This is a genomic window from Actinophytocola gossypii (assembly GCF_025165815.1).
Taxonomy (GTDB): domain Bacteria; phylum Actinomycetota; class Actinomycetes; order Mycobacteriales; family Pseudonocardiaceae; genus Actinophytocola; species Actinophytocola gossypii.
In genome coordinates, this window is sequence record NZ_JAFFZE010000009.1 from 102,923 (window position 1) to 122,653 (window position 19,731).

At 71.6% G+C, this 19,731-nt stretch carries 20 protein-coding genes; 14 read left to right on the forward strand and 6 right to left on the reverse strand.

Annotated features, from left to right (window positions below):
• Complete coding sequence (secF, locus tag JT362_RS08750) at window positions 1–1,272, forward strand: protein translocase subunit SecF (RefSeq protein ID WP_260190565.1); 1,272 nt, start codon at window positions 1–3, stop codon at window positions 1,270–1,272.
• Window positions 1,273–1,276: 4 nt separating this feature from the next.
• Complete coding sequence (locus JT362_RS08755) at window positions 1,277–1,801, forward strand: adenine phosphoribosyltransferase (RefSeq protein ID WP_260190566.1); 525 nt, start codon at window positions 1,277–1,279, stop codon at window positions 1,799–1,801.
• Here the strand turns inward: JT362_RS08755 and JT362_RS08760 are convergent.
• A complete protein-coding gene (locus JT362_RS08760) occupies window positions 1,794–2,570 on the reverse strand; it encodes a dioxygenase family protein (protein ID WP_260190567.1) in 777 nt (258 codons plus the stop codon). The genes JT362_RS08755 and JT362_RS08760 overlap by 8 nt on opposite strands.
• Window positions 2,571–2,638: 68 nt before the next feature.
• Between JT362_RS08760 and JT362_RS08765 the strand changes: the two genes are divergently transcribed.
• Window positions 2,639–4,948 carry a RelA/SpoT family protein gene (locus JT362_RS08765; protein WP_260190568.1) on the forward strand — a complete coding sequence of 770 codons (2,310 nt, stop codon included), beginning with the start codon at window positions 2,639–2,641 and terminating at the stop codon, window positions 4,946–4,948.
• Between the two features lie 68 nt (window positions 4,949–5,016).
• A complete protein-coding gene (locus JT362_RS08770; protein WP_260191028.1) occupies window positions 5,017–5,895 on the forward strand; it encodes a hypothetical protein in 879 nt (292 codons plus the stop codon).
• On the opposite strand, the gene JT362_RS08775 is transcribed toward JT362_RS08770, so the two are convergent.
• From JT362_RS08775 to JT362_RS08785, 3 genes are read right to left on the reverse strand one after another with little or no spacing between them, the layout of a single operon-like run.
• Complete coding sequence (locus JT362_RS08775) at window positions 5,888–6,613, reverse strand: helix-turn-helix domain-containing protein (protein ID WP_260190569.1); 726 nt, start codon at window positions 6,611–6,613, stop codon at window positions 5,888–5,890. The genes JT362_RS08770 and JT362_RS08775 overlap by 8 nt on opposite strands.
• Window positions 6,614–6,646: 33 nt before the next feature.
• A complete protein-coding gene (locus tag JT362_RS08780; protein ID WP_260190570.1) occupies window positions 6,647–7,372 on the reverse strand; it encodes a peptidylprolyl isomerase in 726 nt (241 codons plus the stop codon).
• Window position 7,373: 1 nt separating this feature from the next.
• Window positions 7,374–8,213, reverse strand: coding sequence for a peptidylprolyl isomerase (locus JT362_RS08785; protein WP_260190571.1), 840 nt, complete (start codon window positions 8,211–8,213; stop codon window positions 7,374–7,376).
• 193 nt (window positions 8,214–8,406) lie between these two features.
• Between JT362_RS08785 and JT362_RS08790 the strand changes: the two genes are divergently transcribed.
• Entirely contained in the window at window positions 8,407–10,644 is a 2,238-nt protein-coding gene (locus JT362_RS08790; RefSeq protein WP_260190572.1) for a helix-turn-helix domain-containing protein, read from the forward strand.
• 4 nt (window positions 10,645–10,648) lie between these two features.
• Here JT362_RS08790 and JT362_RS08795 read toward each other — a convergent pair whose 3' ends face one another.
• The gene (locus JT362_RS08795; RefSeq protein WP_260190573.1) at window positions 10,649–11,602 is read right to left on the reverse strand and encodes a nucleoside hydrolase; all 954 of its coding nucleotides are present in this window, start codon (window positions 11,600–11,602) and stop codon (window positions 10,649–10,651) included.
• 66 nt (window positions 11,603–11,668) lie between these two features.
• Here JT362_RS08795 and JT362_RS08800 point away from each other — a divergent pair, with 66 nt between their 5' ends.
• The 4 genes from JT362_RS08800 (at window position 11,669) to JT362_RS08815 (ending at window position 14,640) form a co-directional block, all read left to right on the forward strand.
• Window positions 11,669–12,244 (forward strand): LOG family protein, encoded by a 576-nt coding sequence (locus tag JT362_RS08800; protein ID WP_260190574.1) that lies wholly within the window; start codon window positions 11,669–11,671, stop codon window positions 12,242–12,244.
• Between the two features lie 178 nt (window positions 12,245–12,422).
• Entirely contained in the window at window positions 12,423–13,226 is an 804-nt protein-coding gene (locus JT362_RS08805; RefSeq protein ID WP_260190575.1) for a GGDEF domain-containing protein, read from the forward strand.
• Between the two features lie 84 nt (window positions 13,227–13,310).
• Window positions 13,311–14,009: an MBL fold metallo-hydrolase gene (locus JT362_RS08810; protein WP_260190576.1), complete on the forward strand. Its 699-nt coding sequence runs from the start codon at window positions 13,311–13,313 to the stop codon at window positions 14,007–14,009.
• Window position 14,010: 1 nt separating this feature from the next.
• Window positions 14,011–14,640 carry a hypothetical protein gene (locus JT362_RS08815; protein ID WP_260190577.1) on the forward strand — a complete coding sequence of 210 codons (630 nt, stop codon included), beginning with the start codon at window positions 14,011–14,013 and terminating at the stop codon, window positions 14,638–14,640.
• 2 nt (window positions 14,641–14,642) lie between these two features.
• Here JT362_RS08815 and JT362_RS35380 read toward each other — a convergent pair whose 3' ends face one another.
• Window positions 14,643–16,439, reverse strand: a complete 1,797-nt coding sequence (locus JT362_RS35380) for a YibE/F family protein (RefSeq protein ID WP_311202678.1) — start codon at window positions 16,437–16,439, stop codon at window positions 14,643–14,645.
• A gap of 127 nt (window positions 16,440–16,566) precedes the next feature.
• Here JT362_RS35380 and pqqA point away from each other — a divergent pair, with 127 nt between their 5' ends.
• The 5 genes from pqqA (at window position 16,567) to pqqB (ending at window position 19,689) form a co-directional block, all read left to right on the forward strand.
• The gene (gene pqqA / locus JT362_RS08825; protein ID WP_260190578.1) at window positions 16,567–16,665 is read left to right on the forward strand and encodes a pyrroloquinoline quinone precursor peptide PqqA; all 99 of its coding nucleotides are present in this window, start codon (window positions 16,567–16,569) and stop codon (window positions 16,663–16,665) included.
• 74 nt (window positions 16,666–16,739) lie between these two features.
• Entirely contained in the window at window positions 16,740–17,447 is a 708-nt protein-coding gene (gene pqqC, locus JT362_RS08830; protein ID WP_260190579.1) for a pyrroloquinoline-quinone synthase PqqC, read from the forward strand.
• Between the two features lie 3 nt (window positions 17,448–17,450).
• On the forward strand, window positions 17,451–17,705 hold the full coding sequence (gene pqqD, locus JT362_RS08835; RefSeq protein WP_260190580.1) for a pyrroloquinoline quinone biosynthesis peptide chaperone PqqD: 255 nt from the start codon (window positions 17,451–17,453) through the stop codon (window positions 17,703–17,705).
• Window positions 17,702–18,802 (forward strand): pyrroloquinoline quinone biosynthesis protein PqqE, encoded by a 1,101-nt coding sequence (pqqE, locus tag JT362_RS08840; RefSeq protein WP_375546463.1) that lies wholly within the window; start codon window positions 17,702–17,704, stop codon window positions 18,800–18,802. The genes pqqD and pqqE overlap by 4 nt, the downstream gene beginning before the upstream one ends.
• Window positions 18,799–19,689, forward strand: coding sequence for a pyrroloquinoline quinone biosynthesis protein PqqB (pqqB, locus tag JT362_RS08845; protein WP_260190582.1), 891 nt, complete (start codon window positions 18,799–18,801; stop codon window positions 19,687–19,689). The genes pqqE and pqqB overlap by 4 nt, the downstream gene beginning before the upstream one ends.
• The last annotated feature ends 42 nt before the right edge of the window (window positions 19,690–19,731 follow it).

Sequence of the window (19,731 nt, forward strand, 5' to 3'; positions counted from 1 at the left end):
GTGGCGAGCGACGAGACTCCCCGCACGACGTCGGAGACGACCACGGCGGGAAAGAAAGTCCCGCTCCGCGAGCGGCTCTACCTCGGCAACGGCGCGTTCGACGTGGTCGGGGCGCGCAAGCGGTGGTACCTGTTCTTCGCGCTGTTGATGCTCGGCTGCGTGGCCTCCATCGTGTTCAAGGGCTTCAACCTCGGCATCGACTTCGAGGGCGGCACGCGGGTGTCGATGCCCGCCCAGGGGTCGTCCGGTGCGATCGCCACCGAGGAGGTCACCGACGTCTTCAGCGACACCCTCGGGCGTGAGCCGGCGGCCGTGCAGACCGTGGGCTCCGGCGACAGCACGACCATCCAGATCCGGTCGGAGGCGCTGAACCCGGACGAGGTCGCCGACCTCAAGGAAGCGCTGTTCACCGAGTTCGAGCCGCTGAACGTCGATGGCGAGGCGACCGAGTCGGTGATCTCCGACAGCGCGGTGAGCGCGACCTGGGGCGGGGAGATCTCCGAGCAGGCGTTGATCGCGCTCGGCGTGTTCCTCGTCCTGGTGACGATCTTCCTGGCGTTCTACTTCGAGCGCTGGATGGCGGTCGCCGCGCTGGTCGCGCTGGTGCACGACATCGTGGTGACCGCAGGCGTCTACTCGCTGATCGGCTTCGAGGTCACCCCGGCGACCGTGATCGGTCTGCTGACGATCCTCGGCTTCTCGCTGTACGACACGGTGGTGGTGTTCGACAAGGTCAAGGAGAACACCCGCGGTCTGCTCGGCCTGACCAGGCGGACCTACGCCGAGACGGCGAACCTGGCGCTGAACCAGACGCTGATGCGGTCGATCAACACCTCGCTGATCGCGGTGCTGCCGGTGATCGGCCTGCTGGTGGTCGGTGTCGGTCTGCTCGGTGTCGGCACCCTGCAGGACCTGGCGCTGGTGCAGCTGACCGGCATCCTCGCGGGTGTGGTGTCGTCGATCTGCCTGGCGACCCCGGTCCTGGTCGACCTCAAGATGCGGGAGCCGAAGTTCCAGGAGCAGGCCCGCCGGGTGTACGCGCGCCGGGAGAACCTGGCGCGCAAGGCCGCCGAGCGGGACTCGGTGTCCACCGGTGAGGACGACGACTTCGACGCGAGCGACGACGACGCCCTGGCCGCCGAGCTGCGCAAGGAGAAGGCGCTCGCGGCCGCGTCCAGTGTGCCGGCGCGCAACCCGAGGCCGGCGGAGGCGCGGCGCGGCAGGCCGACCGGCAAACAGGGTGGCCGCCCGTCCGGCAAACGGCGCCGGTAGCGCGGTGGCGGACCTGGCGGGCGCGCTCGAGCTGGTGCGCACGGTCCCGGACTTCCCGGAGCCCGGGGTGCTGTTCCGCGACCTGAACCCGCTGTTCGCGGACGCCGAGGCGGTCCGGGTGGTCATCGACGCGATGGCCGCCGGACTGCCCGAGGACGTGGACGTCATCGCTCCGGTGGAGGCGCGCGGGTTCCTGCTCGGCGGGGGCCTGTCGATCGCCATGGGCGTCGGGATGGTGCCGGTGCGCAAGCCGGGGAAGCTCCCGGTGGTGGCCGACCGGGTCGACTACAGCCTCGAGTACGGCACCGCGTCGCTGGAGCTGCCGGCCGGCGTGCTGCGGCCGGGCCAGCGGGTGGCCGTGGTCGACGACGTGCTCGCCACCGGCGGGACGGTGGCCGCGGTGTGCGAGCTGGTGGAGCGGGCCGGGGCCGAGGTCGCCGTGGTCTCGGTGGTGCTGGAGCTGCCCGCGCTGGGCGGCCGCTCGCTGCTGGGCGGGCGGAACGTGCTGGCGCTCCAGTCGATCACGTGAACTGGACGGACCGCTTCGACAGGCCGTACCAGTAGCCGTCGATCACCGACCGGGCGGTGTTCTCGGTGCTCAGGCTCGCGCCGAGGGCGACGAACAGCGGCGCGAAGTGCTCGGTCCTCGGGTGCGCGAGCGGTCCCGACGGGGACTTGCGCGGGAAGTCGAGCAGGGCGTCGAGGTCCCGCTCGGCCAGCGCCCGCGCGCCCCAGTCGTCGAACTCGGCCGACCACGACGGCGGCGTCACACCCGGGTCGGTCATCCGGATCGCCGACAGGTTGTGGGTGAAGAAGCCGCTGCCGACGATCAGCACGCCCTCGTCGCGCAGCGGCGCGAGCTTCCGGCCGACCTCCAGCAGCTCCGCCGGGTCCAGTGAGGGCATCGAGACCTGCAGGACCGGCACGTCCGCGTCCGGGTACATCTCCACCAGCGGGACGTACGCGCCGTGGTCGAGGCCGCGGCCGGGGTCGTCGTGCACCGACGGGCCGAGCAGGGCGCGGACCTTCGCCGCGAGGCCCGGCGCGCCAGGGGCGGGGTAGGTGACGTCGTAGTAGCGGTCCGGGAAGCCCCAGAAGTCGTAGACCAGCGGCACGGTCGTGGTCGCGCCGATGGTCAGCGGGGCGTTCTCCCAGTGTGCGGAGACGATCAGGATCGCGGTCGGGGTCGGCAGCGACGCCGACCAGGCCGCCAACTCGCTGGTCCAGACGGGGTCGTCGGCCAGCGGAGGTGCGCCGTGGCTGAGGTAGAGCACCGGCATGCTCATCGGCTCCGACATGGCTACTCCTGAGGTTGAATCTTCAACTAAGCATAGCAGGCTATTCTCGGGACGCAGAGGAGCCGCGAGTGAGCCAGAACGTCGAGACCGGCGCCACGCAGGACGCCGCGCAGCAGACCAACGGGCGGGCACCGTCCGCGACCAGACGCGTCCGCGCGCGCCTGGCTAGACGCATCACCGCGCAGCGCTCCGCACCGGTCAAGCAGGTCCTCGAGCCGCTGGCCGCGGTGCACCGGGAGCTGCACCCCAACGCCAAGCTCACCCTGCTCCAGCACGCCTACGACGTCGCGGAGGAGGCCCACCGCGACCAGCGGCGCAAGTCCGGCGACCCCTACATCACCCACCCGCTCGCCGTCGCGACCATCCTCGCCGAGCTGGGCATGGACACCACGACGCTGGTCGCCGCCCTGCTGCACGACACCGTCGAGGACACCGAGTACTCGCTGAAGAACCTGCACGACGACTTCGGCGAGGAGGTCGCCCGGCTGGTCGACGGTGTCACCAAGCTCGACAAGGTCCAGCTCGGGTCCGCCGCCGAGGCCGAGACGATCCGCAAGATGGTCATCGCGATGGCCCGGGATCCCCGGGTGCTGGTCATCAAGCTCGCCGACCGGCTGCACAACATGCGCACCATGCGCTTCCTGCCGCCGGAGAAGCAGGCCAAGAAGGCCAGGGAGACCCTGGAGGTGCTCGCCCCGCTGGCTCACCGGCTGGGCATGGCCACGGTCAAGTGGGAGCTCGAGGACCTCGCGTTCGCGATCCTGCAGCCCAAGAAGTACGACGAGATCGTCCGGCTGGTCGCCACCCGCGCGCCGTCCAGGGACACCTACCTGCACCGGGTCACCGACGAGCTGACCAGCCACCTCGAGCAGTCCCGGATCAACGCCAAGGTCGAGGGCAGGCCCAAGCACTACTACTCGATCAACCAGAAGATGATCGTCCGCGGCCGGGACTTCGACGACATCCACGACCTGGTCGGAGTGCGGCTGCTCGTGCAGGACGTGCGCGACTGCTACGCGGCCATGGGCGTCGTGCACGCACTCTGGCAGCCGATGCCCGGCCGGTTCAAGGACTACATCGCCCAGCCGAGGTTCGGCGTCTACCAGTCGCTGCACACCACGGTGATCGGGCCGGACGGCAAGCCGCTCGAGGTGCAGATCCGCACCTACGACATGCACAACACCGCCGAGTACGGCATCGCCGCCCACTGGCGGTACAAGGAGACCAGGGGCACGCACGACGGCCACGCGGTCGAGGTCGACGAGATGGCCTGGATGCGTCAGCTTCTCGACTGGCAGCGGGAGGCCGCCGACCCCGGCGAGTTCCTCGAGTCCCTGCGCTACGACCTGGCCGCCCGGGAGATCTTCGTGTTCACCCCGAAGGGTGACGTGCACACGCTGCCCGCCGGGTCCACGCCCGTCGACTTCGCCTACGCCGTGCACACCGAGGTCGGGCACCGGTGCATCGGCGCCCGGCTCAACGGCCGCCTGGTCGCGCTGGAGCGCAAGCTCGAGAACGGCGACGTGGTCGAGATCTTCACCTCGAAGGCCGAGGGCGCCGGACCGTCCCGCGACTGGCTCGCGTTCGCCGCGTCGCCAAGGGCCCGGGCCAAGATCAAGCAGTGGTTCGCCAAGGAGCGCAAGGAAGAGGCGATCGAGGCCGGCAAGGAGGCGATCACCAAGGAGGTGCGCCGGGTCGGCCTGCCCATGCAGCGCCTGGTGTCCGCCGACTCGATGGCGGCGCTGGCCCGCGAACTGCGCTACGCCGAGATGAGCTCGCTGTACGCGGCCGTGGGGGAGGGGCACACCTCCGCGCGGCACGTCGTCCAGCGGCTGGTCGCGCTGCTCGGCGGGGTCGAGCACGCCGAGGACGAGCTGGCCGAGCGCGCCACCCCGTCCACGATCACCCGCCGCAGGCCCACCGGCGACGCCGGCGTGATCGTCAAGGGCGCCAGCGACATCTGGGTCAAGCTGGCCCGCTGCTGCACCCCGGTGCCCGGCGACGACATCCTCGGCTTCGTCACCCGAGGCGGCGGTGTCTCGGTGCACCGGACCGACTGCACCAACGCCGGTGAGCTGCTGGCCACGCCCGAGCGGCTGGTCGACGTGGAGTGGGCGCCGTCGGAGTCCTCGGTGTTCCTGGTGGCCATCCAGGTGGAGGCGCTGGACCGGCACCGGCTGCTCTCCGACGTCACGAAGGTGCTGGCCGACGAGAAGGTCAACATCCTGTCCGCGTCCGTGACCACCTCGCGCGACCGGGTGGCGGTGAGCCGGTTCAGCTTCGAGATGGGCGACCCGAAGCACCTCGGTCACGTGCTGAAGGTCGTGCGCAGTGTCGAGGGCGTGTACGACGTCTACCGGGTCACGTCCGCCTCCTGAGCCCCGGACGTCCGATTCGTTCAAGACGGCCGGCTCGCGCCCGTCCTAGGTTGGGTCCCGTGACCGACATGATGACCCGCGCGACCGACCACGTCCTGCGCAACGCCCGCGTGCTGGAGCGCCGCCGGTTCGAGTACCTGTTCGGCTCGGGCGACGCCGACGCCGTCCTGACCGCGCTGCTGCCCTACCGCAACCCCGACGGCGGCTTCGGCAACGCGCTCGAGCCCGACTGCCGCGCACCCGGCAGCCAGCCGGTGACCACGCTGAACGCCGTGGCGTTCCTCGACGAGCTCGGGGCGGTGGACGGCGACCTGGGGCGCGGTGTCCTCGCCTACCTGGTCTCGGTGACCGCACCCGACGGCGGCCTCCCGTTCGTGCACCCCTCGGCGGAGGGCTACCCGAGGGCGCCCTGGTGGCGGATACCCGACAGCTACGAGGGCTCCCTGGTGCCGACCGCGAACATCCTCGGCCTGCTGCACAAGAACAAGGTCGACCACCCGTGGGTGGCCGCCGCCGACGCGTTCTGCTGGCGGCGCATGGAGGCGATCACCAGTACCCACCCGTACGAGGTCCTGGCCTGCCTGGCGCTGCTGGACCACCACCCCGACCGCGACCGCGCCGCCGCGTTCGCCACCCGCCTGGGCGACCTCGTCCGCTCCGCCGGCCTGGTCCGCCTCACCGGCGACGAGCCAACCCCCGAGGGATACACCGAGGGCGAGCTGCAGCACCCGCACGACTACGCGCCCCGGCCGGACAGCCTGGCCCGCCGCTGGTTCACCGACGCCGAGCTGGACGCCAGCCTGGACGCGCTGACGGCCGCCCAGGCCGAGGACGGCGGCTGGCCGGTGCCGTGGCTGCACTGGACCCCGGTGATCGTGCACGAGTGGCGCCCATGGCTCACGATCGACGCCCTCCTGACCCTGCGCGCCTATGGCCGCCTCAACTGATCAGCTCGGTCAGTGACACGCCGGCCAGGGCGCGCACCTCGCGGGCCAGGTGGGCCTGGTCGGCGTAGCCGGTGCGGTGGGCGACGTCGGCGAACGCGGTGCCCTTCCCCGCGAGCCGGCGCGCGGCGTCGAACCGCAGGACGCGTTGCAGCACCTTCGGGCCGTAGCCGAACGCGGCCAGGCATCGCCGGTGCAGCTGCCGCTCGGTGAGCCCGATCGTGTCCGCCATGGCACCGACCCGGTCGCCGGCGCGGGCGAGCCGCAGCATCGTCGGCACGGCCGTGTCCTGGCCGTCGCGCGTCCCGGCCAGCACCGCCCGGGTGAGCACGCCCTGCGCGTCCCCGATCGACTCGGTGTCCGCCAACGCGTCGGCGAGCCGCCGGGCCCGGCCCGGTTCCCACAGCTCGCCCAGGTCGACCCGTTCGTCCCGCAGCGCGTCGGCGGGAACCCCGAGACCGGCGGGGGAGCGTCCGGTGCGGAACCGCGCGCCGACGACCTCGCCGGGCACCAGCTCCGCCAGGTGCGACCTGGTGTCCGGCCCGGCGACGAACAGCTCCCCGGTCGCCCGGTACCAGATGACGTCCACGCACGCGTCCGGCACGATCCGGGCGACCCTCGCCGCCGGCGAGGCGATCCGCCGCGACCACACGCAGGCCAGCAGGCCCCGCGCGGCCGGGTCGGGTAATCGCTCGGTGTACCGGTCCACGCCGTCGAGCATGCCACCGCCCACCGACAGTTCTGAGAACGTGTCTCAGGCGGTGGCGGCCGACTCGATCTCCACCGGCGTGGTCGGCGTGCCGTCCTCCGGGCCGAGCGTCGGCGTGAGCCCGCGGGCGGCGATCGCGTCCAGGGTCGCCAGGCCGGTCCCGTCGACGCCGCCGAACACGGTGTAGTCCGGTGGGAGCGTGGAGTCGCCGTAGACCATGAAGAACTGGCTGCCGCCGGTCTCCGGGCCGGCGTTGGCCATGGCGAGGACGCCGCGCGGGTAGACCTTGGTGCCCTGGCCGGTCGGCGCGTCGGCGAGATCGGTGGGCAGCTCGTCGGGGATCGTGTAGCCGGGCCCGCCGGTGCCGTCGCCGCTCGGGTCGCCGCACTGCAGCACCTTGAGCCCCGCCGACGCGGTCAGCCGGTGGCACTCGGTCCCGTCGAAGAACCCCTCCGACACCAGGTGCAGGAAGCTGCGCACGGTGCACGGCGTCTCGTCGGGCGTCAGCTGGAGCCCGATCTCACCACTGCTCGTGCTGAGCAGGACGCGGTCGCCGCCGAGCGGTTCGGTGGGCGGAAGCCCGACGGGCGCGTCCTCGTCCGGCTTCCCGACGAACTCGCACCCGTCGTCGTCGACGACCGTCTCGTCGGTTCCCGACGTGCTCGTCTCCGTCTCCGTTGCCGGCGACGACGACTCGGCGACCGGCCCGCCGGTCCGCGACACGCACCCGGCGAGCGCGAGCACGGCGAGCAGGACGCCCAGGAAGCGCACCTCAGCCCGCGATCGTGGCGGACTCGATGTTCACCGGCAGCTTCGGCTCGCCGTCGTCCGGGCTGTTCCCCGGCGTGATGCCGCCCTCGGCGATCTTGTCGAGCACCGCCAGCCCCGGCTTGTCGACCGTGCCGAAGACCGAGTAGTTCGGCGGCAGCATCGAGTCGCCGTAGACCATGAAGAACTGGCTGCCGCCGGTCTCCGGGCCGGCGTTGGCCATGGCCAGCGTGCCGCGCGGGTAGACCTTGGCGCCCTGTCCGCCCTCGGCGTCGGCGAGGTTCGTCGGCAGCTCGTCGGGAACGGTGTAGCCCGGCCCGCCGGTGCCGTCGCCGTTCGGGTCGCCGCACTGCAGCACCTTGAGCGCGTCCGAGCTGGTCAGCCGGTGGCACTTGGTGCCGTCGAAATACGTCTGCTCGACCAGGTGCGCCATGCTCTGCACGGTGCACGGCGCCTTGGCCCGGTCCAGGGTCAGCGGGATCGTGCCCTGGCTGGTCTTCACGGCGACCTTGACCGTGCCGGACGACGGCGTCTCAGCCGGGTCCTCGGGCAGGCCGGGGTCCTTCGGCGGCGTCTCGTCGGGGTTCTCGACGTACGCGCAGGCCCCGTCGGTGGTCTCACCGGTGGCGGTGTCCTCGGTGGGGGCGGTGTCGTCCGTCGCCGCCTCGGAACTCTCCGGGCCCAGGTTGGCCAGCCAGTACACCAGCCCGACCACGGCGACCACGACGGCGACGGTCAGGCTGACTCCCCAGATCCGGCGGCGCTTGGCGCGTTCCTGCCGCCTGGCGAGCTGACGCTCAAGCTTGCGCTTGGCGGCCTGCCGACGCTGCTCGTTGCTCGGCACCGGGCACCCTCCTGACCCTCCGACGTCCTTGCCGGGCGGCAGTCTATGGGTAGCCCAGGTAAGAACCGCGTTGAGGTCGGCCGGATTCTCAGGGGATTGCCAGGTTCCGGTGCGAAAGTGGGAAGCTGGATACTGGGCGTGGCAGTGCGGTGACCCATGGACCAGGCCGGCGGGTACTGACAAGGTGGACTCCATGCAAGACAGGCGTGACGACGGGACTTCGCCGTTCGCCGACGAACTGGAACGCCTGCTGCGCAAGCGCGGCTTGTCCTGGCGTCGTCTCTCGGACCTCATCGGGTACACGCCGAGCTGGCTGTCCAAGATCAAGCACGGCGCGCCGCCGTCCGCCGAGCTGGCCCGCAAGTGCGACCAGGTGCTGGAGGCGGACGGCCAGCTGATCGCGCTGGCCGCCGCGTCCGGCGGCGGCCCGGTGCGCCTCGCGCAGCTGCCCGCCGCGGCGGCCACGTTCGTCGGGCGCGACGCCGAACTGCGCGAGCTGTCCCAGATCCTGTCCGGCGAGAGCGAGCCGGGAATCCCGCACACGGTCGCCATCGACGGGCCTCCCGGCGCGGGCAAGACCGCGCTCGCCCTGCGCGTCGCGCACGCCGTGGTCGACCGCTACTCCGACGGCCAGCTCTACGTCGACCTGCGCGGCTACTCCCCGGACGGCCAGCCCCGGATCGTCGACGAGGTGCTCGAGGAGTTCCTCACCGCCCTCGGCGTGCAGATCGACGTGATCCCGGCCGGGCTGGAGGCCAGGGCGAAGCTGTTCCGCTCGGTGCTGGCCGACCGCCGGGTGATGGTCGTGCTGGACAACGCCGCCGACTCCTCCCAGCTGCACCACCTGATGCCGGGGTCGGCCGGTTGCGCGGTCGTGGTCACCAGCCGCAAGCGCCTTGGCGGCCTCACCATCCGCGGCGACCGGCGGATCACGCTCGGACCGATGACCGAGGACGAGTCGGTCACGCTGCTGCGCAAGGTGATCGGCAGCGAGCGGGCGGAGGCCGAGCCGGACGCGGTGCGCGCGCTCGCCAACCGGTGCGGCAACCTGCCGCTCGCGCTGCGCATCGCCGCCGAACGCGTCGCGACCCACCCGCACCACGCGGTCAGCCTGCTGGTGGAGGAGCTGGCCACCGAGGACGAGCGGCTGGAGGCGCTGTCCACCGACGACTCGGTCGCCGTGAAGACCGTGTTCTCCTGGTCCTACCGCGACCTGCCGGCCGACGCCGCGCGGATGTTCCGGCTGATCGGCCTGCACGTCGGCTCGCACGTGAGCACCGGGGCCGCGGCCGCGCTCGCCGACCAGCGGCTCAGCAAGGCCCGCCGGCTGCTCGACCGGCTCGCCGGCGTGCACCTGATCGAGGGCCTGGGCAGCGACCGGTACCGGATGCACGACCTGCTGCGGGTGTACGCCGCCGAGCAGGCGGTCGAGGAGGAGCCGGAGACGGAGCGGGTGACCGCGCTGCGCCGGATGGTCGACTGGTACCTGCAGAACGCCTACGCCGCCAACCACACGCTCGCGCCGCAGCGGCACGACCCGGAGCTGGAGAAGTCGGAGTTCTCGGTTGAGGTAGCCGACTTCGACTACGGCTCGGCGCTGGAGTGGTGCGAGATCGAGATGTCGAACATCGCGATGGCCACCCGCACCGCCGTGGAGGTCGGCGAGAACGTGGCCGCGTGGAAGCTGCCGGCCGGTTCGTTCAACTACCTCCAACTCCGCAAGCGCTGGACGCCCTGGGTGGCCTCGCACGAGATCGGCGTGACCGGCGCGCGGCGGGCCGGCGACCGCTACGGCGAGGCGTGGGTGCTCAACAACCTGGCCATCGCCTACCGGGACCTGCGGCGCACCGAGGAGGCGAAGAGATGCTTCCAGCAGGCGCGGGCGCTGCGCATCGAAGTCGGCGACCGGGTCGGGCAGGCGTGGAGCCTCATCGGCATCGGCTACATCGGCTTCGACCAGCAGCGGTTCGACGACGCGGCACTGCACTTCGGTGAGGCGCTGGACATCTTCCGCGAGGTGGGCGACCGGCACGGCGAGGGCATCGCGCTGGCCAACGTCGGGGACGCCTACCGCTGCCTCGGCTGGTTCGACCGGGCCGTGGAAGCGCTGGAGCAGGCCCTCGAGCTGTTCCGGGACATCGAGGACCGCTACGGCCAGTGCTACACGCTGGTCAAGCTCGGCGACACGTACTCGGAGCTGAGACGGGCCGCGGACGCCCTGGACTGCTTCCGGCGCGCGCTGGACACCCGCCGGGAGCTCGGCGACCGCTGGGGTGAGGGGGAGACCCTGCACAAGCTCGGGCTGCTGCTGTACGACAACGGGCAGCCGGAAAAGGCGGCGGAATCCCTCCGGAAAGCGGTCGAGATCTTCGACGAGTTGGGCGATCCGAGAGCGGTCGACCTGCGCGAGTTGTTGAGCGGGAGGAGTTAGTTCCTCAGAGCTGCAACGCCTTCAACATCTGGTCCAGGAAGGTGGGCACGTCCACCGTTTCCACGACCTTTACCGGAACGCGTCCGGCACCGGCGCTGGTGGTGATGTAGGCGTCGCTGGAAATGAGCCGGAGGTCGGACACGACCTGGCCCCGGGTGTGCGTTCCGTTGAGCTCGATGCTGAGCGGCATCTCCCGGTAGCCGGCCAGCTTCTGGTCCAGCATGATGGCCGCCGCGAGCGGGTCGTGCAGCGTGCAGGAATGCTCGCCGAACATGTTCGAGTAGAACCGCGCGTAGTGGTCGAGCAGTTTGTTGGCGAAACTCGCGCGCGGGCCCTCGGCGGCGGCGAGGCTGGCGAGCCATTCGCTTCCGGCACGGGCTTGTTCGGTGGCGTCCAGGCCGACCAGGATCAGGTCCGGGAAACCGGCGCCGAGAACGAGGTCGGCGGCTTCCGGATCGTGGTAGAAATTGGCGTCCGCGTACGGGGTGATGTTTCCCGGCACGGTGACGGCACCGCCCATCACGACGACCGACCGGAGCAGGTTGGGTAAGTCGGGTTCCAGTAGTACGGCGAGCGCGACGTTGGTCAGCGGGCCGAGCGCGAGCAGGGTCAGCTCACCCGGGTTGGCGCGAGCCAGGCGCACGATCTGCTCGGCGGCCGAGCCGGGGGCGACCGTGCCGGTGGGCGGGTCGCCGGCGTGCCCACCGAGCCCGTCGTCGCCGTGCACGAACTCGGCGGTCTGCAGCGGCTGCGCGAGCGGCCGGGCGGCGCCGACGGTCACCGGCGGGTTCAGCCCGACGAGCTCGAGCACGCGCAGCGCGTTGAGTGCTCCGAGTGGGGCAGGCACATTGCCGTGAACGCTACCCACGGCGACGATCTCGGCGTCCGACTGGGCCGCCAAGTACATGATCGCGAGGGCGTCGTCAACCCCCGGATCGGTGTCGAGAATGATGCGCACGCTGTGGCACTCAACCAGACAACCCGGCCCGGATGCCAGACCGGGGGTACGTGATCTGATGTCGGTATGCGGGTATGCGTTTTCTGTGGATCATCCGCCGGGAAGGGCTCCGGATACCTCGCCGCGGCCGAGGACGTGGGCCGCACGCTGACCGCGGCCGGGGTCGGTCTGGTGTACGGCGGCGCGGGGGTGGGGACCATGGGCGCGGTGGCCGACGCGGCGGTCGCCGCCGGCGGCGAGGTCATCGGGGTGATCCCCCAGTCCCTGGTCGACCGGGAGATCGCCCACCCTGGCCTCTCGGAGCTGCACGTGGTCGCCGACCTGCACGAACGCAAGGCGAAGATGGCCTCGCTGTCGGACGCGTTCCTGGCGCTGCCCGGCGGGGCAGGCACCCTCGAGGAGCTGTTCGAGGTGTTCACCTGGGCGCAGCTCGGCCTGCACGCCAAGCCGATCGCGCTGCTCGACGTCGGGGGCTTCTACCGGCCCGTGCTCGAGATGCTGGACCACATGGCGGCCGAGGGCTTCCTGCGGCCCGAGTACCGCGACATGCTCATCGTCGAGACGGCCGTGGAACGTGTGCTCGATCGTTATAAGGATTACTCCCCGTCGCGCCCGAAGTGGGCGCGGAGTGACGAAGAGTAGTCAGATCCGGGCGGCGGACTCGCCCATTCGGTGTTTCCTCAAACCGTCAACACCTCAACACTGTTCAACATCTCTGTGACTCCCGATAGTGGGTTGTACACGGCCGGTGAAGCGCGCGACGGGGGCACCGGCGAGGGAGCCACCTAACCCACGGGTGTCTTGACCAGGGGAGATGTCGATGAACACCGCGAGGGCGGGAACCGGCGACGGAGCGCCGGCGATCACCGCACAGCCCGAGCCCGAGATTGTGGCGCCGAGGTCGGGGGACCGGCCGCTGCAGTCCATTTCCACCACCACGTCCACCAGGCACGTCACGTCGCACACCGCCGCCCGGATCGGCAACCGGCGCTGCGGCTCGTGCGGACAGCTGTTGACCGACCCGCCGACCGGACTGGTCGAGCGCTGGCACTGGGACGAGCTCGCCGCGGAGGAGGTGGCCAGGTCCCGGGGGCAGGGCCACTCCGTCGCGCTGATCATGCTCGATCTCGACCGGTTCAAGGAGATCAACGACAACTACGGTCACCTCGCCGGCGACGCCGTACTGCGCGGCGTGGCCGACGTGATCCGCGAGACGACCCGGGACGGCGACCTGGCATGCCGCTACGGCGGCTCGGCCGGCGACGAGTTCATGGTGCTGCTGCCGGAGGCCGGCCTGGAGGAGGCGCTGGCGGTGGCCGAGCGGATCAGGTCCGGGATCACCGCCATGTCGGTCACCGCGAAGGTCACCCGCGAGCTGTCGGCGACGATCGAGGGTCAGACGGCGTCCATGGGAGTCGCCACCTACTGCCTCGGCGATCTGGCCGAGCTGGACCTCGAGGACCTGATGCTCGACGCCGACGTGTCGCTGCGCGCGGCCAAGCGCCACGGCCGCGACCGGATCTGTGTGGCCAACGTGGACGTGACGAGCGAGGGGGTCTCCCGCGCTCAGGCCGACCGCCGCCTGGCGTCGTGGTCGCGCTTCCGCCGGCTGCGCTCGGTGTAGCCCTACCGTCGTTGGCGAAACCCGCGAGTCCCGCGTGCCGGGCTCGCGGGTTTCGTGCTTTCTCGTCGCGTGTAGGTTGCGGTCGTGCTCGTTGTCGGATTCCCCACAGGTGCGTTCCAGGCGAACTGCTACCTCGTCGCCGCCGGCGAGGGTGAGCCGTGCGTGATCATCGATCCCGGCCAGGACGCGGCCGAACCGGTGGCCGAGGCCGTGCGGAAGCACCGTCTCTCGCCGGTGGCGGCGCTGCTGACCCACGGCCACATCGACCACACCTTCTCGGTCGCCCCGATCTGCGACGGCAACGACATGCCGGCGTGGATCCACCCGGAGGACCGGGAGATGCTGAACGACCCGATGAAGGGGATCAGCCAGGACGGCGCCGCCCTGTTCGGCGGCCGCTTCGAGATGCGTGAGCCGAACGAGGTCCGTGAGCTGTCCGACGGCGCCGACCTCGACCTCGCCGGCCTGAGCCTCACCGTCGACCACACCCCCGGCCACACCCGGGGCTCGGTGGTGTTCCGCTCGGAGCTGGCCGAGGGCGGTCGGGTCATGTTCGCCGGTGACACGTTGTTCGCCGGTTCCATCGGCCGCACCGACCTGCCCGGCGGCGACCCGCGCACGATGACCCGGACGCTGCGCACGAAGATGCTCCCGCTGCCCGACGACACGGTCGTGCTGCCCGGCCACGGCCCGAGCACCACGATCGGCCGCGAGCGGGCGAGCAACCCGTTCCTGCTCGACCTGGACGACCCCCGAACCACCGGCCCGAACCGAGGACTCTGACTTGACCGAGCCGGAGCGTATCCCCCTCACCCTGATCGACCACACGAACGTCCGCCGCCGTGGCTGCGTGACCGTCGGTGTCGCCGTGGTCTTCGGCGCCGCCGTCGGCGGCCTGGTCGGCCTCCTGGCCAACCGCACGGCGGCGTTGATCACCGCGGCGGTGGTGATCGTCGTGCTGACCACGCTCTCCTGGATCTCCGGCCGCCGCCGCCTCTGGCTGGAGGGCGACCAGGTGGTGGCGAAGGCCGTCGCCCGCAAGTCGGTGGACCTGCGTCACGCCGAGCGCATCGAGCTGTTGGTCACCGACATCCGCGGCACCAGGACGGTCGGCCTGCTCCTCGCCGCGAAGAACAAGACGATCAACCTGTCCCTCGCGGTGTACGCCGGAACCGGCGGGCGTGAGCTGGGCATCCTGGTCCTGCGCCGCCTGGCCGACATCCTCGCCGGCAGCGACAACACGAGCGGCCTGGTGTTCTCCCAGCTCCTGGTCGCCCAACTACGCGCCGAGGCGAAGGGCGACCCGGCCGCGGAACGGCCGCTGTACCGCCTCGCGGCCCTGGCCCCCGCCGGCCGCCTTGCCCAACGTCTCAAGCCGGAGGCGATCACCCGCTTCGTGGCCACCCTCGACTAGCACTACTCGTCGAACCACGACGAGTGCCCGCGCGGCGGTGTTTCCGGCCGAGGTGTCCGCCTCGTCTCCTGGCGACCCCGCCGGTTGTCGGGTGGTTCCGGCGCGCGCTCCTGGTGCCCGGTGTGTTCCGCCCGCCTGGCCGGCGGCGCCTCCCGACCGTCCCCACTCCTCCGGGGGGCCTGATCACCCGCCCGCCGCGCTCCCGCGGCGCCGCTGCGATCGTCTGGCCGCCGTGCTCCTCGCGTGCCTGACTCGCCGGCGCGATCGTCTGGCCGTCGTGCTCCTCGCGTGCCTGACTCGCCGGCGCGATCGCCTGTCCGGTGTGTTCTTCGCGTGCCTGACTCGCCGGCGCGATCGCCTGTCCGGCGTGCTCCTCGCGCGTCGGCTTCGCGGCCAGAGTCTCCCGCTCGCGGTGTTGTTCGCGTGCGAAGTTCGCGCCCTGGGGTCCCCGCCTGCCGCGCACCCTTCTCCCCACGCTCGGCGGACCCGGTTCGCTTGCGTGGCGTCTCCCGGGGGCCGGCGGGCTCCGGCACCTTCTCCTGCGCGGCGACCGCGGCGGCCAGTGCCGTCGTGATCGGCACCGCCGCCACCAACCCGATGCTGCCCACCAGCGTCCGCACGACCTCCTGCGCGATCGACTGCGAGGTCAGGATGCTGCCCAGTTCCACCCCCGAGATCGACGAGTACAGCAACAGCGGCAGCGCCGCGCCCGCGTACGCCATCACCAGCGTGTTCACCGCGGACGCCACGTGGTCCCGGCCGATCCGCAGGGCCGACGTGTAGAGCTGCCGCCGGGTCAGCAGCGGGTTCGCCGCCCGCAGCTCCCACACCGCGCTGGTCTGCGTGACGGTCACGTCGTCGAGCACGCCGAGCGCCCCGATCACCACGCCCGCGAGCAGCAGCCCCCGCGTGTCGATCGGCGCGTTCAGCAGACCGACCAGCGTCGCGGTGTCCTCGTCCAGACCGGTCAGCTTCGCGAACGCCGCCCACAGCGCCCCGAGCACCCCGATCAGCGCCAGGCTCACCATGGTGCCCAGCACCGCCGTCGACGTCCGAGCGGACAGCCCGTGCGTCAGGTACAGCACCGCGAACATGATCACGCCGGCACCGCAGATCGCCACCAGCAACGGGTTCTCGCCCGCGATGATCGCCGGCAGCACGAAGAACACCAGCACCAGGAAGCTCATGCCGAGCGCGAGCAGCGCCTTGAGCCCCTGCCACCGGCCGAGCACCAACACCGCCACCGCGAACAGGCCCGCCAGCAGCGTGAGCGGCACGTCCCGCTGGAAGTCGACGAGCTGGTAGGACGATCCGGTGAGCGGGTCGCCGCCCCCGTAGCTCAGCACCACCTCGTCGTCCACCGCGAACCGCGGCGTACTCGGCTCGAGCGGCACGACCGTGCGGATCTCCTGGCCGGGCGCCTCGCCGTCGGTCATCCGGATGGTGACCACCAGGCACTGCGGCGCCTCCGGCTGCCGCCCGACCTGGACCTCGCCGCTGCAGGACCCGCTGACGGCGCCCGTGATCACGCCGTCCACCGGGCGCTGGACCGCGTGCTGGATGTCCGGGCCGTCGCCGAACGGGAACAGCAGCGCCGTCCCCACGACCGCCGCGAGCGCGAACGGCACCAGCAGTGCCGCGACCAGCGTCCGCACCCGGCGCGACGCGGGAAGCGGGGGAGTGTGTCCGTGGCCGTGACCCGTCGCCCGCTCGGGTCTGGCCTCGGCGTCGTCCTCGCGTACGACGGGCTCGTCGCGGTCGGTCAACCGCGGGATCGGTTCCGTTTCTCCGTCGTACACCGGCGCAGTCTCTCAGGTGCCCTCGACCCCGCTGTCAGCCGTTCACGATCCCTTTTGTCCGTTTTCGGGTGGCGCTGCCCGTTACGCTCGATCCGCAAGGTCACGGTCATCGATCCTTGGAGGGAACATGCAGGACACCCCCGAGCTGGAGGTCTGGACCACGCCGGACTTCGTGGAGTACGAGACCCCGATGGAGGTCACGGCCTACGCGGCACGGATGGACTGACCGGAAGCCCAGTCCGGCGGCCGGGGGCCGGACGCACCGGCCCCCGGACCGTCGCCCACATCGGAGGTGTCACCGTGTCCACGTCGAGTCCCCCACGCGACGGCGAGGAGTTCGTCGCCGCGTTGCGCGGCCTGTCGCACCGCTACTGGGGAACCCACCCGTTCCACCACCGGATGCACGCCGGCGAGCTGTCGGAGCACGAGCTGCGGGTGTGGGCCGCGAACCGGTGGTACTACCAGTGCGTCCTGCCGCAGAAGGACGCCGCGATCATCAGCAACTGCCCGGTGCCGGAGGTGCGTCGCGGCTGGCTCGACCGGATCGTCTACCACGACGGCGCCGCCGACCGTGACCACGCCAGCGGCCGCGAACGGTGGCTGCGGCTGTGCGAGGCGGTCGGCCTAGACCGGACCGAGGTGCTCGACGAGCGCCACGTGGTGCCGGGCGTCCGGTTCGCCGTCGACGCCTACGTGACGTTCGCCAGGACCAGGCCGTGGATCGAGGCGGTCGCCTCCGGTCTCACCGAGATGTTCTCCGGGCACCTGATGCGCCGCCGGGTCGGGGACATGCTCGCCAACTACGAGTGGATCCGCCGCGAGGACCTCGCGTACTTCACCAACCGGATCGAGGCGGTCGCCGGCGAGGGAAAGTCCACACTGGACATCGTGGTGCGCTACTGCGTCACCCGCGAGCAGCAGGACAGGGCGATCGACGCGCTGTCGTTCAAGTGCGACGTGCTGTGGTCGATGCTGGACGCCATCGAGCGCGCGGCCGCGAAGGAGTGAGCGATGGTCAAGCCCCGTCTGCGCACCGGAGTCCGGCTGACCTTCGACCGGGTCAGGGACACGCATGTGCTGCTGTTCCCCGAGGGCGTGCTGGTGCCCAACGCCACCGCCGCCGCCGTACTGGAGCTCTGTGACGGCTCGAACGAGGTCGGTGAGATCGCCGACCGCCTCGGTGCGCGGTTCCGCGGGGTGCGGGTCGAGGACGTCGCCGGCGTGCTCGCCCGGTTCGAGGACAGGAGGGTCGTGGAGTGGACGTGACCGTCGAACCGCCGCTCGGCATGCTGGCCGAGCTGACGCACCGGTGCCCGCTGCACTGCCCCTACTGCTCCAACCCGGTCGAGCTCGCCGCCAAACGGGACGAGCTGACCACCGCCCAGTGGCTCGAGGTGATCGAGGCCGCCCGTGACCTCGGCGTGCTGCAGGTGCACCTGTCCGGCGGCGAGCCGCTGCTGCGCCCCGACCTGCCGGAGCTGGTCGCCCGCGCTTCGGAGCTCGGCTGCTACGTCAACCTGGTGACCAGCGGCCTCGGGCTCACCGAGTCCCGCCTGGCCGACCTGGCCGAGCGCGGCCTCGCCCACGTGCAGCTGTCGGTCCAGGGCGCCGACGCGGCCCGCGCCGACCGGATCGCCGGCGCGAAGGCCCACGCCCGCAAGGTCGACACCGCCGCCGTGGTGCGTGCCGTCGGGCTGCCGCTGAGCGTCAACGTCGTCCTGCACCGGGCCAACCACGACCAGGTCGAGGAGCTCATCGACCTGGCCGAGCGGATGGGCGCCGACCGCCTCGAGCTCGCGAACACCCAGTACTACGGCTGGGCGCTGCGCAACCGCACCGCGCTGATGCCCACACCCGAGCAACTCGCCGCCGCCGAACCGGTCGTGCGGGCGGCGATCGAGCGGCTGCGCGGACGGATGGAGATCGTCTACGTGGTCGCGGACTACTACGAGCGGTACCCGAAGCCGTGCATGTACGGCTGGGGCGCGCGCCAGCTGACCGTGGCACCCAACGGCGACGTGCTCCCGTGCCCCGCGGCGTCGGTGATCACCACGCTCGACGTCGAGAACGTGAAACGCAGGCCGCTCGGGGAGATCTGGTACGAGTCCGCGTCCTTCAACGCCTTCCGCGGCGAGGACTGGATGCGGGACCCGTGCCGTACCTGCGACCGCCGCGCGCTCGACTTCGGCGGCTGCCGCTGCCAGGCGTTCATGCTGACCGGCGACGCCTCGGCGACCGACCCGGTGTGCTCGCGCTCGCCGGACCGCTCGGTGGTGGACGGCATCCTGGCCGGCGAGGCCGAGACCGTGGCGTCGGCGGGCGTGCCGGACTTCGTGATGCGCGCGCCGACGGTGACGCGGTGAAGGTCCGCCTGCTCGGCACCGGGGCCGGTGGCGGCTTCCCGCAGTGGAACTGCGCCTGCCCGCTGTGCTCGGCGTGTCGCGCCGGCTCGCCCGACGTCCCGGCCCGCACCCAGGACTGCCTCGCGATCAGCTCCGACGGCCGGGACTGGTACCTGTTGAACGCCTCACCCGACATCCGCGCCCAGGTGATCGCCGAACCGGCGCTCGCCCCGGGGCCGGGCCCACGGGACACCCCGGTACGCGGCGTGCTGCTCACCGACGCCGAGCTGGACCACGCCCTCGGCCTGATGCTCCTGCGGGAAGGTGGCGGCCTGTCCGTGTGGGCGCCGCCGGCGGTCCTGCACGCCCTGGCCGACGGGTTCCCGATCCGCGCCGCCGTCGCCCGCTACGGCGAGTGGCACTGGCGCCCGGCGGGCGAACCGGTGGCCGGGCTCGACGTCACCACCCTCGCGGTGAGCGACAAGCGCCCCAAGTACGCCAGGGAGTCCACGGCCGACGGCCCGTGGGTCGTGGCGTACCGGATCTCGGACCCGGCGACCGGCGGGAGCCTGGTGTACGCCCCCTGCCTGGCGACCTGGCCACCCGGCTTCGACGAGTTCGTCGCCGGGGCGAGCTGCGTGCTGCTGGACGGCACCTTCCACTCCGCGCGCGAGATGACCGGCACCGGCACGAGCACCGCCGCCCAGCACGCCATGGGACACGTGCCGATCGACGGCCAGGACGGCAGCCTCGCCCGGATCCGCTCCGCCGCGGGCTCGGGCACCCGGTGGATGTACACGCACCTGAACAACACCAACCCGGTACTGGACCGCCGTTCGCCCGAGTACCGCGCGGTGACCGAGGCGGGCGTGGAGGTGCCGATCGACGGAACTTGCCTGGAGCTGTGACGCGTTCCGGCCGCCGGCCGGGCATGCTGGGGGCCTGGTCGC

Coding starts and splice junctions, on each gene's coding strand:
- JT362_RS08800 (WP_260190574.1), top strand. CDS start 11,669: ATGCGGGTATGCGTTTTCTGTGGATCATCCGCCGGGAAGGGCTCCGGA.
- JT362_RS08790 (WP_260190572.1), top strand. CDS start 8,407: ATGCAAGACAGGCGTGACGACGGGACTTCGCCGTTCGCCGACGAACTG.
- JT362_RS08775 (WP_260190569.1), bottom strand. CDS start 6,613: ATGCTCGACGGCGTGGACCGGTACACCGAGCGATTACCCGACCCGGCC.
- JT362_RS08805 (WP_260190575.1), top strand. CDS start 12,423: ATGAACACCGCGAGGGCGGGAACCGGCGACGGAGCGCCGGCGATCACC.
- pqqD (WP_260190580.1), top strand. CDS start 17,451: ATGGTCAAGCCCCGTCTGCGCACCGGAGTCCGGCTGACCTTCGACCGG.
- JT362_RS08770 (WP_260191028.1), top strand. CDS start 5,017: ATGATGACCCGCGCGACCGACCACGTCCTGCGCAACGCCCGCGTGCTG.
- JT362_RS08760 (WP_260190567.1), bottom strand. CDS start 2,570: ATGTCGGAGCCGATGAGCATGCCGGTGCTCTACCTCAGCCACGGCGCA.
- pqqA (WP_260190578.1), top strand. CDS start 16,567: ATGCAGGACACCCCCGAGCTGGAGGTCTGGACCACGCCGGACTTCGTG.